The sequence below is a fragment of the Pedococcus sp. P1_H8 genome, from assembly GCF_056405175.1.
This window is the reverse complement of sequence record NZ_JBFUCP010000368.1, coordinates 1-393: the sequence shown is the minus strand read 5'-3', so window position 1 is coordinate 393 and position 393 is coordinate 1. Positions and strand designations below refer to the sequence as shown.

The window sequence follows — 393 nt, the reverse complement described above, 5'->3', positions numbered from 1 at the left end:
TCTTCTTTGTCATCGGCAAGGGTGACGAGAAGCAGGACCTGGTGGACCTGCGGATGGGCATCCTCGACGAGCACATGCGCGGGACCTACCGGGTGGTGGACATCACCGACCCGCCGCGGGATCGCACGCCGTCGGACTACCAGGGCGTCGTCGACGACTGGCACGACCGCCGGGCCGCGGTGTTCGAGGCCGAGTTCGCCGCCGTCGACGGGGTCGGCGCGATCCTGGTCTGGGGCGACCCCTCGCTCTACGACAGCACCCTGCGGATCGTCGAGCGGGTGCTCGCGCGCGGTGTGGTCGACTTCGACTACTCGGTGATCCCCGGCGTCACCAGCGTGCAGTCGCTGGCCGCGCAGCACCGGATCGTGCTCAATCGGATCGGCCGTCCCGTCC

Annotated in this window: 1 protein-coding gene; it reads left to right on the top strand. The window is 69.5% G+C overall.

Annotation, left to right across the window (positions count from 1 at the left end; all coding sequences use genetic code 11):
• A partial coding sequence (locus AC1DYG_RS20405) for an SAM-dependent methyltransferase (RefSeq protein ID WP_477641659.1) occupies positions 1–393 on the top strand: 393 nt, incomplete at both ends.